Annotated in this window: 13 protein-coding genes and 2 pseudogenes; 11 read left to right on the top strand and 4 right to left on the bottom strand. The window is 41.3% G+C overall.

Features of this window, described 5'->3' with window-relative positions:
• Positions 1-177: 177 nt before the first annotated feature.
• The 8 genes from spoVS to mutL all read left to right on the top strand — a co-directional run bounded on the left by spoVS (position 178) and on the right by mutL (position 10,458).
• Complete coding sequence (gene spoVS / locus ACY3LV_RS07710; protein ID WP_003154135.1) at positions 178-438, top strand: stage V sporulation protein SpoVS; 261 nt, start codon at positions 178-180, stop codon at positions 436-438.
• 265 nt (positions 439-703) lie between these two features.
• On the top strand, positions 704-1,747 hold the full coding sequence (tdh, locus tag ACY3LV_RS07705; protein WP_087991660.1) for an L-threonine 3-dehydrogenase: 1,044 nt from the start codon (positions 704-706) through the stop codon (positions 1,745-1,747).
• Between the two features lie 13 nt (positions 1,748-1,760).
• Positions 1,761-2,939, top strand: a complete 1,179-nt coding sequence (locus tag ACY3LV_RS07700; RefSeq protein ID WP_333517563.1) for a glycine C-acetyltransferase — start codon at positions 1,761-1,763, stop codon at positions 2,937-2,939.
• 144 nt (positions 2,940-3,083) lie between these two features.
• A complete protein-coding gene (gene miaB, locus ACY3LV_RS07695; protein ID WP_087991662.1) occupies positions 3,084-4,613 on the top strand; it encodes a tRNA (N6-isopentenyl adenosine(37)-C2)-methylthiotransferase MiaB in 1,530 nt (509 codons plus the stop codon).
• Position 4,614: 1 nt separating this feature from the next.
• Entirely contained in the window at positions 4,615-5,046 is a 432-nt protein-coding gene (gene ricA / locus ACY3LV_RS07690) for a regulatory iron-sulfur-containing complex subunit RicA (RefSeq protein ID WP_148961783.1), read from the top strand.
• A gap of 256 nt (positions 5,047-5,302) precedes the next feature.
• Complete coding sequence (gene cotE / locus ACY3LV_RS07685) at positions 5,303-5,848, top strand: outer spore coat protein CotE (RefSeq protein WP_087991664.1); 546 nt, start codon at positions 5,303-5,305, stop codon at positions 5,846-5,848.
• A 131-nt stretch (positions 5,849-5,979) separates the two neighbouring features.
• The gene (gene mutS, locus ACY3LV_RS07680) at positions 5,980-8,556 is read left to right on the top strand and encodes a DNA mismatch repair protein MutS (RefSeq protein WP_333560407.1); all 2,577 of its coding nucleotides are present in this window, start codon (positions 5,980-5,982) and stop codon (positions 8,554-8,556) included.
• Positions 8,557-8,571: 15 nt separating this feature from the next.
• Positions 8,572-10,458 carry a DNA mismatch repair endonuclease MutL gene (mutL, locus tag ACY3LV_RS07675; RefSeq protein ID WP_333560406.1) on the top strand — a complete coding sequence of 629 codons (1,887 nt, stop codon included), beginning with the start codon at positions 8,572-8,574 and terminating at the stop codon, positions 10,456-10,458.
• Positions 10,459-11,142: 684 nt separating this feature from the next.
• On the opposite strand, the gene ACY3LV_RS07670 is transcribed toward mutL, so the two are convergent.
• The gene (locus ACY3LV_RS07670; RefSeq protein ID WP_333560405.1) at positions 11,143-11,499 is read right to left on the bottom strand and encodes an Ig-like domain-containing protein; all 357 of its coding nucleotides are present in this window, start codon (positions 11,497-11,499) and stop codon (positions 11,143-11,145) included.
• Between the two features lie 229 nt (positions 11,500-11,728).
• A pseudogene (locus tag ACY3LV_RS07665) lies at positions 11,729-11,970 on the bottom strand (LCI family antimicrobial peptide).
• Positions 11,971-12,249: 279 nt separating this feature from the next.
• Between ACY3LV_RS07665 and ACY3LV_RS07660 the strand changes: the two are divergent.
• Positions 12,250-12,384: pseudogene (locus tag ACY3LV_RS07660) on the top strand (hypothetical protein); the annotation flags it as partial.
• A 209-nt stretch (positions 12,385-12,593) separates the two neighbouring features.
• Here ACY3LV_RS07660 and ACY3LV_RS07655 read toward each other — a convergent pair.
• Together ACY3LV_RS07655 and ACY3LV_RS07650 are read right to left on the bottom strand one after the other, a co-directional pair.
• Positions 12,594-12,974: a hypothetical protein gene (locus tag ACY3LV_RS07655; protein ID WP_333560404.1), complete on the bottom strand. Its 381-nt coding sequence runs from the start codon at positions 12,972-12,974 to the stop codon at positions 12,594-12,596.
• Positions 12,975-14,031: 1,057 nt separating this feature from the next.
• Positions 14,032-14,589: a hypothetical protein gene (locus tag ACY3LV_RS07650; protein ID WP_333560403.1), complete on the bottom strand. Its 558-nt coding sequence runs from the start codon at positions 14,587-14,589 to the stop codon at positions 14,032-14,034.
• Between the two features lie 119 nt (positions 14,590-14,708).
• Here ACY3LV_RS07650 and ACY3LV_RS07645 point away from each other — a divergent pair, with 119 nt between their 5' ends.
• Positions 14,709-15,326, top strand: a complete 618-nt coding sequence (locus ACY3LV_RS07645) for a TetR/AcrR family transcriptional regulator (RefSeq protein WP_148961775.1) — start codon at positions 14,709-14,711, stop codon at positions 15,324-15,326.
• Positions 15,327-15,506: 180 nt separating this feature from the next.
• Entirely contained in the window at positions 15,507-16,184 is a 678-nt protein-coding gene (locus tag ACY3LV_RS07640) for an MBL fold metallo-hydrolase (RefSeq protein ID WP_333560402.1), read from the top strand.
• Positions 16,185-16,290: the final 106 nt, after the last annotated feature.

Here is a 16,290-nt window from a genome sequence, read left to right as displayed (position 1 = left end):
AAAATATTAAAAAGAAAAGCAGGAATATAGCAACTCCTTAGTGAATATAGTAAAAATGGAAGGTAGCCCGCTATTTTTGAAAAGCATTGTGGGGATGGCTTTTTGGATAGCAACATCTAATAATGATTGTTCTAATGAACACTCACTTATCCATTGTAAAACTAAGGGGGAGCAGAAATGGAAATCTTAAAAGTTTCAGCAAAATCGAGTCCGAATTCAGTGGCAGGTGCGCTTGCGGGTGTGTTAAGAGAGCGAGGAGCCGCTGAGATTCAAGCGATTGGAGCGGGTGCATTAAACCAGGCTGTAAAAGCTGTCGCGATTGCCAGGGGATTTGTGGCGCCTAGCGGCGTTGATTTGATTTGTATTCCGGCTTTTACCGATATTCAGATCGACGGGGAAGAAAGAACGGCAATTAAATTAATCGTGGAGCCTCGCTAAAAACAAATAAAGCATTCTCAACCTGTTTGCATGATGCAAACAGGTTGTTTTTCATTTATTGTGATGTTTTCTTCCAATAGTATTTTCGTCATATAAATGAATGATATACAAAAGTCAGCAATGACCTAGAACGTTTCAGAAAAAAATTTTGCCTATTTTTCAAGACGGATACTTTTGTCTTTCTCAGGAAGACAGTGGTGTTTACGCTTATTCCATATCATGGTACAATCCGAATGTAACAAGAATTTTTCAAGGAGGATTGTACATGCAGAGTGGAAAGATGAAAGCTCTAATGAAAAAGGACGGGATGTTCGGTGCTGTGCTGACTGAAGTTCCCATTCCTGAGATCGATAAACATGAAGTCCTCATAAAAGTGAAAGCTGCTTCAATATGCGGCACGGATGTGCACATTTATAATTGGGATCAATGGGCACGTCAGAGAATCAAAACACCCTATGTTTTCGGCCATGAGTTCAGCGGTATTGTTGAAGCTGTAGGAGAGAATGCCGGCAGTATAAAAGTGGGGGAGTATGTGTCTGCGGAAACGCACATTGTCTGCGGAGAATGTGTCCCTTGCGTAACCGGAAAATCTCATGTTTGTACCAATACTGCTATTATCGGGGTGGACACGGCAGGCTGTTTTGCGGAATATGTAAAAGTTCCTGCTGATAACGTTTGGAAAAACCCCGCCGATATGGATCCGGCGATTGCTTCCATTCAAGAGCCTTTAGGAAATGCGGTTCATACAGTGCTTGAGAGCCAGCCAGCAGGAGGAACAACTGCAGTCATTGGATGTGGACCGATTGGCCTTATGGCTGTTGCGGTTGCAAAAGCAGCAGGTGCTTCTCAAGTAATAGCGATTGATAAAAATGAGTATCGGTTGACGCTTGCCAAACAAATGGGAGCTGCATGTACTGTTTCTATTGAAAAAGAAGACCCGCTCAAAATTGTAAGCGCTTTAACAAGTGGAGAAGGAGCGGATCTCGTTTGTGAGATGTCCGGCCATCCCGCAGCTATAGCGCAGGGTCTGGCGATGGCCGCAAATGGGGGAAGATTTCATATTCTCAGCTTGCCGGAACACCCAGTGACAATTGATTTGACGAATAAAGTGGTATTTAAAGGACTAACAATCCAAGGAATCACCGGAAGAAAAATGTTTTCGACTTGGCGGCAGGTGTCTCAATTGCTCAAATCAAATGTACTCGATCTTTCACCTGTTATTACCCATCAGTTTCCGTTAGAGGAGTTTGAGAAAGGATTCGAACTGATGAGAAGCGGCCAGTGCGGAAAAGTGATCTTAATTCCATAAAAGGGGGATAAACATGACGAAGGAATTTGAGTTTTTAAAAGCAGAGCTTGATAGAATGAAAGAAAATCATACGTGGCAAGAGATAAAACAGCTTGAATCAATGCAGGGCCCTTCTGTCACAGTAAATCATAAAAATGTTATTCAGCTTTCTTCCAATAATTACCTCGGATTTACTTCACACCCAAGACTCATCAAAGCCGCACAGGAGGCCGTCCAGCAATTTGGAGCCGGCACCGGATCAGTGAGAACGATTGCCGGTACATTTACAATGCATCAAGAGCTCGAGAAAAAGCTGGCAGCCTTTAAAAAAACGGAGGCGGCACTTGTATTCCAATCAGGCTTCACAACAAACCAAGGCGTACTTTCAAGTATTCTTTCAAAAGATGATATTGTTATCTCAGATGAATTAAACCATGCCTCTATTATTGACGGTATCAGACTGACAAAGGCGGATAAAAAGGTGTATCAGCACGTTGATATGAGTGACTTAGAGAGGGTGCTGAGAAAGTCAATGAATTATCGGATGCGTCTGATTGTGACTGACGGCGTATTTTCTATGGACGGCAATATAGCACCTTTGCCTGATATTGTAGAGCTAGCTGAGAAATATGACGCATTTGTGATGGTGGATGACGCCCATGCATCCGGAGTGCTTGGCGAAAACGGCAGGGGAACGGTGAATCACTTCGGTCTGGACGGCAGAGTCCATATTCAAGTCGGAACGCTAAGCAAGGCAATCGGAGTGCTCGGCGGCTACGCTGCCGGTTCAAAGGTGCTGATCGATTATTTGCGCCATAAAGGCCGTCCGTTTTTATTCAGCACGTCCCATCCGCCGGCTGTCACCGCAGCTTGTATGGAAGCGATTGATGTCTTGCTGGAAGAGCCGGAGCATATGGAGCGCTTATGGGAGAATACGGCCTATTTTAAATCTATGCTTGTAAAGATGGGTCTGACTCTCACACAGAGTGAAACGCCGATTCTGCCTATTTTAATAGGTGATGAAGGTGTGGCAAAGCAATTTTCTGATCAGCTCCTTTCTCACGGCGTTTTTGCCCAAAGCATCGTTTTCCCGACTGTTGCAAAGGGGAAAGCCAGAATCCGCACAATGATTACCGCTGAGCACACCAAAGAAGAACTGGATCAGGCGCTTGACGTCATCGAAAAGACGGCTAAGGAGCTCCGGCTATTGTAAGGGGAAGAGTATACTCTTCCTCTTTTGATTCCTTATTGATTATTATTCTCAATAAGTGTACAATGATAGGTTGCCAGTTGTGCAGAGCTTCAATAACCTTTATACTGAAGGGTGGAAGTTTGGTTTGAAAGGAGAAATCATGACATGAATGAAAAACAAAAATTAGAGAGCGGACAAGTTCATCCATCGGACAAAAAATCCGAGAAGGATTACAGCAAGTACTTTGAAGCTGTTTATATTCCGCCTTCCTTAAAAGATGCGAAAAAACGAGGCAAGGAAGCCGTTACCTATCATAATGACTTTAAAATTTCTGAACAATTTAAAGGATTAGGAGACGGAAGAAAGTTCTATATCCGTACGTACGGCTGCCAAATGAATGAACATGATACAGAGGTTATGGCAGGAATCTTTATGGCGCTCGGTTACGAAGCGACAAACTCTGTTGACGATGCCAATGTCATTTTGTTAAACACATGCGCCATCCGTGAAAATGCCGAGAACAAGGTGTTTGGTGAACTGGGGCACTTAAAAGCGCTGAAAAAAAACAATCCTGACCTTATTTTAGGCGTCTGCGGCTGTATGTCTCAAGAGGAATCAGTCGTGAACCGGATATTAAAAAAACATCCGTTTGTCGATATGATTTTCGGAACGCATAACATCCATCGCCTGCCGGAGCTTTTGTCAGAAGCATACCTTTCAAAAGAAATGGTCGTAGAAGTTTGGTCCAAGGAAGGGGACGTTATTGAAAACCTTCCGAAAGTCCGGAACGGAAAAATTAAGGGCTGGGTCAATATCATGTACGGCTGTGATAAATTCTGTACGTATTGCATTGTGCCTTACACACGCGGAAAAGAAAGAAGCCGCCGCCCTGAAGAGATTGTTCAGGAAGTGAGAAGGCTCGCAAGCGAAGGCTACAAAGAAATTACATTATTAGGCCAAAACGTAAACGCGTACGGAAAAGACTTTGAAGATATCACGTATGGCCTCGGTGATTTGATGGACGAATTGAGAAAAATCGATATCCCGAGAATCCGTTTTACAACGAGTCATCCGCGTGACTTTGACGACCGCCTCATTGACGTGTTGGCAAAAGGCGGCAACCTGCTCGACCACATTCATCTTCCGGTTCAATCAGGAAGCTCAGAGGTTCTGAAGCTGATGGCCCGAAAATATGACAGAGAGCGATACATGGAGCTCGTTAGAAAAATCAAAGAGGCAATGCCAAACGCTTCTTTAACAACGGACATTATCGTCGGATTCCCGAACGAAACGGACGAACAGTTTGAAGAAACGCTTTCTCTATACCGCGAAGTGGAATTTGACAGCGCCTATACGTTTATTTACTCTCCGCGTGAGGGCACTCCGGCTGCTAAAATGAAAGACAATGTACCGATGCGCGTGAAAAAAGAACGTCTGCAGCGCCTGAACGCACTGGTGAATGAAATTTCTGCTAAAAAAATGAAGGAATATGAAGGCAAGGTTGTCGAAGTATTAGTTGAGGGTGAAAGCAAAAATAACCCTGATATTCTTGCCGGCTACACTGAAAAAAGCAAGCTTGTCAATTTCAAAGGGCCGAAGGAAGCCATCGGCAAAATTGTCCGCGTGAAAATCCAGCAAGCGAAAACATGGTCGCTTGACGGAGAAATGGTAGGAGAAGCAATCGAGGTGAAATAAGATGACGCTCTACTCAAAAAAAGACATCGTGCAACAGGCACGAAACCTTGCAAAAATGATCTCGGAAACAGAAGAGGTTGATTTTTTCAAACGGGCTGAAGCGCAAATCAATGAGAATGACAAAGTGTCTGCAATCGTTAATCAGATTAAAGCCCTGCAAAAGCAGGCTGTCAATCTGAAGCATTATGAAAAGCATGAAGCGCTCAAACAAGCAGAAGCAAAAATTGACGCGCTGCAAGAAGAGCTTGAACAGATCCCTGTCATCCAGGAATTCAGGGACTCGCAGACGGAGGTAAATGACCTTCTGCAGCTCGTTGCACACACCATTTCCAACCAAGTCACAAATGAAATCATCACGTCAACCGGAGGCAACCTGCTGAAAGGGGAAACCGGTTCGAAGGTGAAACATTCAAATAACAGCTGTTCTTTCTAAACACGGTGCCTTTACAGGCCCGTGTTTTTTATATTCAAGCGAAAAAATGAACTAAATAATCTATGTACCAAATGTTCAATTTGTTTTTCTGTGCTCAGCCGCGATGAACTTTATCGCACTTAAAAGTAAAGTTTCTAGGCACGCGTGCATACAATGGAACAGAAACTTTGTATTTTTATATTTTATTTATAAAAATGCACACTAGACAAATGCCCAGCATAAGATAACACGAAGAAGAACAAGGAGGCATGCCGGAATGTCTGAATACAGGGAAATTATTACGAAGGCGGTAGTAGCGAAAGGCAGAAAATTCACCCAATGCACCAATACCATCTCCCCTGAGAAAAAACCGAGCAGCATTTTGGGCGGTTGGATCATTAACCACAAGTATGACGCTGAAAAAATCGGGAAAACAGTAGAAATTGAAGGGTATTATGATATAAACGTATGGTACTCTTACGCGGACAACACAAAAACAGAGGTTGTCACAGAACGGGTAAAATACGTAGATGTCATTAAACTCAGATACAGAGACAACAATTACTTAGATGATGAGCATGAAGTGATTGCCAAAGTCCTTCAGCAGCCAAATTGCCTTGAAGTGACCATTTCACCGAATGGAAATAAAATTGTTGTGCAGGCAGAAAGGGAATTCTTAGCGGAAGTGGTAGGGGAAACAAAGGTTGTTATTGAGGTTAATCCTGACTGGGAAGAAGATGACGAAGAAGATTGGGAAGATGAGCTTGATGAAGAGCTGGAAGACATCAATCCTGAATTTTTAGTGGGAGATCCTGAAGAATAAAAAAGAGACTAGGGGAGACGGTACCCCAAGTCTCTTTTTTATATTGATATATCATTCTTTTATCACTTTTTGTTTATGTTATAATGAAGGCTGGAAAATAGAAACGTTGATACATAGTGAGGGATTAAACGATGGCCGGTTATACGCCTATGATACAGCAATATTTAAAAATAAAGGCAGAGCATCAGGATGCCTTTTTATTTTTTCGCCTTGGTGATTTTTATGAAATGTTTTTTGAGGACGCCAAAAAAGCGTCACAAGAGCTGGAAATTACATTAACGAGCAGAGACGGCGGTGCGGCTGAAAAAATACCGATGTGCGGTGTGCCGTATCATTCCGCTTCTGCGTATATCGAGCAGCTGATTAAAAAAGGGTACAAAGTGGCTATCTGTGAACAGACGGAAGACCCGAAAGCCGCAAAGGGTGTTGTAAGACGAGAAGTGGTACAGCTGATTACGCCCGGAACTGTAATGGACGGCAAAGGCATCCATGAATCAGAAAACAACTTTATCGCATCTGTTTCCGACTGCTCGAACGGTTACGGGCTGGCACTGTCTGATTTAACAACGGGAGAAAATTTGACTGTCTTGATTGAGCGGATCGAAGATGTCATATCAGAAATTTATTCAGTCGGCGCACGGGAAATCGTCGTTTCGGGAAGCATGGATGCCGATACAGTCGCACAGCTGAAAGAGCGGTGCGGTGCAACGATCTCAATTGAAGATGGAGAAACAGACGAACACGTAACGATCATTGAGCACTTAAATAATGAAGATGTCACAAAAACATTTTTGCGTTTATACACGTATCTGAAAAGAACCCAAAAGCGCAGCCTCGATCATCTTCAGTCCGTACAGGTGTATGAGTTAGAGGAAGCAATGAAAATTGATTTGTATTCAAAGCGCAATCTGGAGCTGACTGAAACGATCCGTTCAAAAAATAAAAAAGGCTCTCTTTTGTGGCTGCTGGATGAAACAAAAACTGCAATGGGAGGCAGGCTGCTGAAACAGTGGATTGACCGGCCGCTTATCAGAGTCAATCAAATTGAAGAGCGCCAGGAAATGGTGGAAACATTGATGTCCCATTTCTTCGAACGGGAAGACCTGCGTGAACGTTTAAAAGAAGTATATGACTTAGAGCGCCTTGCAGGCCGCGTCGCCTTCGGAAATGTCAATGCCCGGGATTTAATTCAGCTGAAGGAATCGTTAAAACAAGTGCCTGGCATCAAACAGCTGGTTGCTTCACTGGCTCATGACAAAGCCAAGAAACGCGCGGAGCGGATTGATCCTTGCGGGGATGTACTTGAATTGCTGGAAGAAGCGCTGTACGCAAACCCTCCTTTATCGTTAAAAGAAGGGAACCTGATTAAAGACGGATACAATCAAAAGCTTGATGAATATCGTGATGCAAGCAGAAACGGAAAAGACTGGATTGCCCGCCTGGAACAGCAGGAGCGGGAATACACGGGCATTCGCTCTTTAAAGGTCGGCTTCAATAAAGTTTTCGGTTATTACATTGAAGTGACAAGAGCGAATTTGCACTTGCTTGAGGAAGGGCGCTATGAGCGGAAGCAGACGTTAACGAATGCAGAACGCTACATTACACCTGAATTAAAAGAAAAAGAAGCGCTCATTTTAGAAGCGGAAAATAACATCTGCGAGCTGGAGTACGAGCTGTTCACCGAGCTGCGTGAAAAAGTGAAACTGTATATTCCGCGGCTGCAGCAGCTTGCCAAGCAGATGAGCGAGCTTGACGCACTGCAATGCTTTGCGACAATCAGTGAAAATCGTCACTATACGAAACCGGAATTCTCTGAAGATGAAGTCGAAGTGGTAGAAGGCAGACACCCGGTTGTGGAAAAAGTCATGGACAGCCAGGAATATGTCCCGAACAATTGTATGATGGGCGATAACAGACAAATGCTTCTCATTACCGGTCCAAACATGTCAGGGAAGAGCACGTATATGAGACAAATCGCGCTCATTTCCATCATGGCGCAAATCGGCTGCTTTGTCCCCGCGAAGAAAGCGGTGCTTCCGATTTTTGATCAGATTTTCACGCGAATCGGCGCTGCAGATGATTTGATTTCCGGACAAAGTACTTTTATGGTGGAAATGCTAGAAGCTAAAAATGCGATTGTCAATGCAACGGAAAACAGCCTCATACTGTTTGATGAAATCGGGCGGGGAACGTCCACTTATGACGGGATGGCGCTGGCACAAGCGATTATCGAATATGTTCACGATCATATCGGCGCCAAGACGCTATTCAGTACGCACTATCACGAGCTGACCGTTCTTGAGGACAAACTGCCGCAGCTGAAAAACGTTCATGTTCGCGCTGAAGAATATAACGGAACGGTTGTCTTTCTTCATCAAATAAAAGAAGGAGCAGCCGACAAAAGCTACGGTATCCATGTCGCCCAGCTTGCCGAGCTGCCGGAAGATCTCATTGCGCGCGCTCAAGATATATTAAAGGATCTTGAGCATTCAGGGAACAAACCGGAGGTGCCGGTGCAGAAATCTGTGGTGAAAGAAGAGCCGGCACAGTTGTCCTTTTTTGACGAAGCGGAAAAGCCGGCTGAAGCACCGAAGCTTTCAAAAAAAGAAAAGCAAGTGCTCGATGCCTTCAAATCACTTAATATACTGGATATGACACCTCTTGAAGCGATGAATGAAATGTACAAGTTGCAAAAGAAATTACATTAAAACGGGGTGATGAATGTGGCTAAAGTCATCCAGCTGTCAGATGAGCTTTCAAATAAAATAGCGGCGGGCGAGGTTGTGGAGAGGCCCGCCTCAGTCGTCAAAGAATTGGTGGAAAATGCGATCGACGCTGACAGCACAGTCATTGAAATCGATATTGAGGAGGCAGGTCTTGCATCCATTCGGGTATTGGATAACGGCGAAGGAATGGAAAATGAAGATTGCAAGCGTGCTTTCAGCCGCCACGCAACGAGCAAAATAAAAGATGAAAATGATTTATTCAGGGTTAGAACGCTTGGTTTTAGGGGAGAAGCACTGCCGAGTATCGCGTCAGTCTCTCATCTGGAGATGACGACAAGCACCGGTGAAGGAGCAGGGACGAAGCTCGTACTTCAAGGAGGAAACATGATTTCCGAATCGCGTTCCTCAAGCAGGAAGGGAACTGAAATTGTCGTATCCAATCTGTTTTTTAACACACCGGCCCGCTTGAAATATATGAAAACTGTTCATACAGAGCTTGGGAACATTACAGATGTGGTCAACCGTATAGCGCTTGCACACCCAGAGGTATCTATCCGCCTGCGCCATCATGGGAAAAACCTGCTTCAAACGAACGGAAACGGAGATGTGCGCCATGTCCTGGCAGCAATTTACGGTACGGCTGTCGCCAAAAAAATGCTTCCGCTGCACGTGAGCTCATTGGATTTTGAAGTCAAGGGATATATCGCCCTCCCAGAGATTACACGGGCATCGAGAAACTATATGTCGTCTGTCATCAATGGCCGTTATATTAAAAATTTCCCGCTCGTCAAAGCGGTGCATGAAGGATATCATACGCTTCTGCCAATCGGGCGTCATCCAATTACCTTTATAGAAATTACGATGGACCCGATTTTAGTCGATGTCAACGTGCATCCATCGAAGCTTGAAGTCCGTCTCAGCAAGGAAACAGAGCTTCATGACTTAATTCGTGACGGAATTAAAGACGTATTTAAACAGCAGCAGCTGATTCCGAGTGCCCAGCTCCCGAAAAAATCGGCACCTGTTATCAAAAATGAGCAGCAGTTCATCACCTTTGATGAAAAGCCTGCCGAAAGAAAAGTTCCGGAAAAAGCGCCTGCGCCGTCTTATTCACCAATGAAGCTCAGCTCAGTCGTGAAAGACCCGGTTGATGCGGAGGAAGAATTGCCTTCTGTTCAATTTGATGCTCCTCCTATCGTTGAACAGGAACAAAGCATTGAGGCGCCTAATGTTTCAGAAGGGCAGCCTGAAGCATTTGAGCAGGAACATCATCATGAAGAGAAGCCGCAGCCAGCATCTGAGCGGGTTCCGATTATGTACCCGATCGGTCAGATGCATGGGACTTATATATTGGCACAAAACGAGAATGGCCTGTATATTATCGACCAGCACGCCGCCCAAGAGCGTATTAAGTACGAATATTTCCGTGAAAAGGTGGGGGAGGTTGAGCCTGAGGTGCAGGATATGATCGTGCCGTTGACGTTCCACTATGCTACGAACGAGGCGCTGATTATTGAACAGCACAAACAAGAGCTCGAAAGTGTCGGTGTCTTTTTAGAGTCATTCGGCTCAAACAGCTACATCGTCCGCTGTCACCCGGCCTGGTTTCCAAAAGGTGAAGAAGCCGAGCTGATAGAAGAAATCATTCAGCAGGTGCTTGATTCCAAACAGATTGATATTAAAAAACTGCGCGAGGAAGCGGCGATTATGATGAGCTGCAAGGGCTCCATCAAAGCAAACCGCCACCTCAGAAATGACGAAATCAAAGTGCTTCTGGACGACCTCCGAAGCACATCAGACCCATTTACATGCCCGCACGGCCGCCCGATCATCATTCACCACTCCACTTATGAAATGGAAAAGATGTTCAAACGCGTGATGTAGAGGGTTTCGGCAAAGGGGAATATACCCTTTGCCCATATTTTGCCCATACATTTTTCAAGCATTGAGACATTCTTTGAATGGATCAATGCTTTTTTTATTGTGTTTTTTGGTGATATGAATATAAACATCTGCAGTCATATTGACTGTAGTATGGCCAAGGCGCTCACTTACATAATTTAAGATCTGCATTACTTTCTAACAGCATGATTGCTTGAGTATGCCTTAGACCATGCGGAGTAATATGGTGTAAATCGGTTTTTTCTAGATACCGCGTTTATTACTTTATTAATGGCATAAGGCCAAAAATCTTTCCTTTTTGGGGTTGTAATAAAGAAAGGGAAGTCATTCTATCTTTCCCCGTACATTTTTATTTTTTTCTTGCCAGTCTTTATGTTTTGTTAATTCGTTAACTAAAGTGTTATCAATAGCAATTGTTCTGACGCTTGCCTTAGTTTTAGTATGAGACGTCGGAACATTTAAAAGATAATGTGGAGGAAGTGCCTATAATTGTTTCTCAAGCCGATGATCTAAGAATGGTAGGGAATGACGCAATTATAACAAAAACCAATAATTGCAGTTCTACCGGGGATAGGGGAATGACAGCATGAAAAGCATAGAGTTATTCGAAGGAATAGGGGGGACTTTTTTGAAAAAAGAGAGAGGGGAGTCCCCCCTCATAATTGTTTACTCAACAGTAACGTAAACTGCACCTAATACAGAACCATCACTTTTAAAGAGAGTAATCTTAGCATTGCCCCTATGGTTAGCGTAAATTATCCCTCTAGAACTTACAGATGCAACATACGAATTATCACTTGCAAAACTTGTGGCTAGCGGTTCTCTAATTTGATGTGGATCTCCCCCTAAATAGAGGGTAATAGAATAGTTTTGAATAGAAATTTTATCAGAGACAGAAACATGCTTGGCTTCTTGAATTTGTGTTGGAGAGCTATTTACTTCTTTAGCAGATGCTACGCCACCAACTGACAAAGCTAAAGCAGAAACCGATAAAGCAGAAACAACAGTTTTCTTAAAATTCATTTTTAAACACTCCTTTTTAAATTTTGTGTTGCAAAATAAGATTTCAACAAAAGTAATTATTTACCTTGTAAATAAATGTTAATTATTTGTGAACGAATAATTATGATTTGAAAACCGCTACCTAAATTGGATTATATTGGAAATATAGTGAGTTTGTCCAAAAAAAGAGATAAGAGAAAAATCACATATCTCTCAAATAAATTTATAACCAACCTTGGTATTCGCCACTCTAATTGCCATCACTGTTCTGCTTGGCGTCTTTCAAATAGTATTTAATACCGCCAAATACTGTTACATTTAGAAGTTCTCCACGTGTATTAGCATTGATGTATATAGTTTTTAATACAGCCTGAGAAGTTGCAGTTTTATGACTTGTGCCCTCTACAGTAGGACTTGCAGAAAAGCAGGAGCTGCGGAAAAGAGTAAAGCAAGGGACAATGCGGAACCAGTTAACACTTTTTTCAATTCCATTTTAAACACTCCCTTTGGTTTTTAGTGCAACTGCATTACCGATATTAATAAAAAATACCAAGGTTATTTTTGTTAATATTTTGTGAACTTAATTTGAATATAGATATCAGCCCGAATGTCTGTTGCCCGAAATGAGGGTGCAACATGGGCGCTGAGGAGGAAATAGCATGATGGAAAAGGAGACTTTTCATTAATTATTTACACCACTGAAATATGGAATAAAATACAAGTGGTGAATTAACATGAGTTTCAAAGGCATAAAAACGTGTCGGATAAAAAATGAAAAAGAAAACTAAAATTATACTTTCCCTTTTAACAGCAATGATAATTATATTGATAGCAGTTCTCTCTCCTGTTGACTTTACAACTGCTTCTGAAAATGGAGCGATCAGACATAACATTTTTAAACGAGGATAGCCCTACCGAAGCTTCTTTGCATTTCTCCAAAAACTTCTCTTCATACAAGTGCACGGCTTCCATCTTAAATTCTTTCGTATAGTGCTGAAAGTGCTGCCCTTTTCTCGCCATAAAAAATCCCCTCCAAGTATAGTGTAGCAGCCACTTCTGCAAAGAGGGCTTTTAACAAATTCTAATTAGAGGGGATAGTATTAAAGATAGGGCCTTTATTTTTGGTTCAAAACTTTATCAGATGGTTGGTACTTTAATTTTTTTATTAACTTATCATTCATTGATACTTCATTTCCGTCTACAACACCCGAAAAAGTTATTTTTTTGTTGGAAGGATCATAATGAAAAATGTAATAGTTGTCTTTATTATTTTCATTTTTTACATAAATTGTTTTAGTAAAACCTTTAGGTGCACTTAAAGAATGAAACATAGGGTATTCTTCAGACTCAATCTCTTTTTGAGGAATACCGTAATCAGAAATATAATGATCAATTTGATCTTCGGCTGCTTTTCTGCTGTTAAAATGCACAAGTAAAGAAACTCCAGCAACAATAATAGCTAAAGCGATAAAAGAAAGTAAGATTTTTTTAACCATTTTATAAACTCCTATTTAATATTGATGTACTAACGAAAAAAGGTACTTAGTAGTGATAAATCACATGAACGGAAATAACGATACCATAATTTTGCTGATACATACTTTAAATTTTCTTTAATAAACTAAAATGATAATAAAAGTACTTTTATAAAGTAATTCATATAGTAACTTGATCAAAACAATAAGCAGACTTTTTAATGACGAAATGGGCAAGATCAGATAACCCATGTTTTATAAAAAATCATGTTAATTCACTACCATTATCGTAAATGTTTAGTCTTAGAAAACATTGAAATATCAAGGTTTTTAGGGTTGTGTGTTTATTTTAAAATCTAAAATAACACCACTTATGAGATGGAAAAGATGTTCAAACGGCTTTTTTGTACTGATTTGGGGTAATAAATCATAAGAAACTGTTATAAATGCGTGAACAGTGTTAAAGCCTAATACTTCGTAGACATAGCCTTCAGTACAACAAGTTTATTTACAAATAATTTAAATTAAAGTATATTTTTGGGTAAGGGGCGTGGAAACATGGCATGTGGTCCAAATATGATTATCGTTTTAGATGAACTTGAGGATCCGAATGTAAAAATAATTTTAGAATGCATAATTTAAATTAACTCATTGTGTTTTGCTTCTTGTTCGTGTGAACAGGAAGTTTTTGAATGATGAAAGGAAAATACTTGTTTTTGTCCGCTTTTATAACTGGTAATGTCAAAATATAAGGAGTTATGGAATTCTATCATCTATCATCGATTCTATTATTCCACTCATCATTTTACATTTTCTTATGGACTATCTGCCAAATTAGATGATAAGAATGATATAAAAGCAAAAAACGCTTAAATTATCCTTTCACCTGCTTACTCATACAAACGGTTACCCTTGAAATTAGGCCAGAATATGAATCTCCTAATCTGCTCTTAATGAAAACAACAAGCGTTCAAGGATCTCCAGATAGATCATTGATCATTTGGAAAGTGGTGTAACATATTTTTACATAAACTAAAAAAGCCCTTTTCCAGCGGAAAGGACCTTCTTTTTCATCATGTTAACTCCTGAGATTCGCCGAAGTTTTCTCTTTTTTCGGCCAGATAAAATAGCTGGCGGTAAAGAGAAAATCAATGCTTATGACAACTGTCCATATTTTAAGTATGCCGCTTAATGCCTCGGTTCGGGCAGTATCATTGATGAAATAGATCATCCCCGCTAGTAATCCCGCCCCAATAAGATACGCCAGCACGTGTCTTATCCAGCCTTTAGCATAGTGCTTGGCGTGATCCATTCCATAGCGTTTCAGCGGTTTGGATCCTTGTTTTGCCACATAATATTGAAATCTTTCATCCGCCCATTGAATCATTTGTTTTCCAAAAGCGATCGATATACCGATGTAAACTGCTGCGATCCCGTGGGCAGCAGTCGCTGTGGCTCCGCGGTAAAGGTCCACACCAGTTGCCGCTAATAAGATCAAATCGATAACTGGAGTTAAGGCAAGGAACAGCAGTCCTAATCTATGTTGTTTGAATAGGTAACGTACAGCAAGCCCTAAAACAATCACAACCCAAAACGCAATTTCACAGAAGACAATCATCCATGCGATACCGTTCAATTCATTCCCCTCTTTTCAATACAGTTGTATTATTTAAATAATATGTTATCATCTTTATTTTTATAATACAACTGTATTATAAAATTGCTCTCTTCTTTTTTTCTTGTTACAATAAAGCTATGCCAAAACAAATTGACCATGAGAAAAGAAGAAAACAAATTGCAGAAGCGACGTGGCGGGTCATTTTAGAACGGGGGATGGAGGGAGCCTCAGCTAGAAACATTGCAAAGGAAGCAGGATTGTCATTAGGTGCGCTGCGCCATTATTTCTCTACACAGGATGACCTGCTTGTTTTCGCAATGAAACTTGTTCAAGAAAAGGTGATGGCCCGTATTGAGCACATTGCATTGAAGGATGTGCCCCCTAAGGAAAAAGTGTTACATATTCTGCTTGAAATTGTCCCAACGAATGAAGAAACGATTAGAGAGATGGAGGTGTGGTTTGCTTTTACGGTTTACGCCAGACATAAAAAGGATAGGTTTGATGCGAATCATGACGGGATTTACAGTGGCATGCGGAATCTGATTGCCTATTTAGCTGAATTCGATTTACTGAAGCAGGCTGCTAATAAAGACATTGAAGCTGAGAGACTTTACGCGCTGATTGACGGCTTGGCTTTACATGCGATGCTTGACCCGGTGCGAATAAATAAAGATAGGATCGAACGTGTCATTATGCAGCATATAGAATCAATTTGCGTGGAAGAAACATATGAGACAGAAGAAGGAAATCCCTAAGACGCAGTGCGAAAAAGCTATTTCCAAAAGAATAGCTTTTTTATATGCGGAAAGAACAAGAATCTCTGAAAAAAATGGAAAACAGGCATGCCGTTTGGTAAAGTGGAATGAAAGACGGACTCGGGCTGAACAGTTTACCCATCTTTCATTTAAGAACTTTACTTGATAGGAATGATGTAAATGAATCTTACTTATAAAGTACATCCAATTAAAACAAGATATCAAGGCTGGACGAATTATTGCTATATCATTGAAGATATTGTAAGCAGATCTGCAATTGTTGTTGACCCCTCATGGGAACTGAGTAAAATAACAACTAAACTTTCCGATCTAGAGGCTGACTTAACAGCAATCATATTGACACATTCTCATTACGATCATGTAAACCTGGTCGAGCCGCTGATGAAGATGTTTAACGCTCAAGTTTATATGTCAAAAAAAGAAATTGATTATTATCAATTCCGGTGCAGCAATTTAATTGGCCTGCATGATCAACAGACGATCAGCATAGGAAACATGAGAGTGCAATGCCTTCTCACTCCGGGGCACACAGCCGGAGGAATGTGTTATTTGTTTTCCGAGAGTATTTTTACCGGAGATACGGTATTTATAGAAGGATGCGGCATATGCGAGGGTGATGGCAGTTCTGCGGAAGAGATGTTCAGAAGCATTCAAAGGATTAAGTCGGAGGTTTCGACCTATGTACGGGTGTATCCTGGCCACTCATTTGGCAAAATACCCGGCCATACGATAGAGGATCTTTACCAGTATAATATTTACTTTCAAATTGATAATAAAGAACATTTTGTGAAATTTCGCACCCGTAAAAACCAAAAAGGTATTTTTGATTTTAAATAAGTCTTTTGAATCTATTGTCTTATTTTCCTTCGAATATCTAAATGATCAGTAATGTTTAAAATGATTATATAGAAGGATTTGATTTGATTTGAATAAGGCTCTGGAG

The organism is Bacillus sp. 11C, from assembly GCF_055486375.1.
This window is presented reverse-complemented; position numbering and strand designations above follow the sequence as displayed.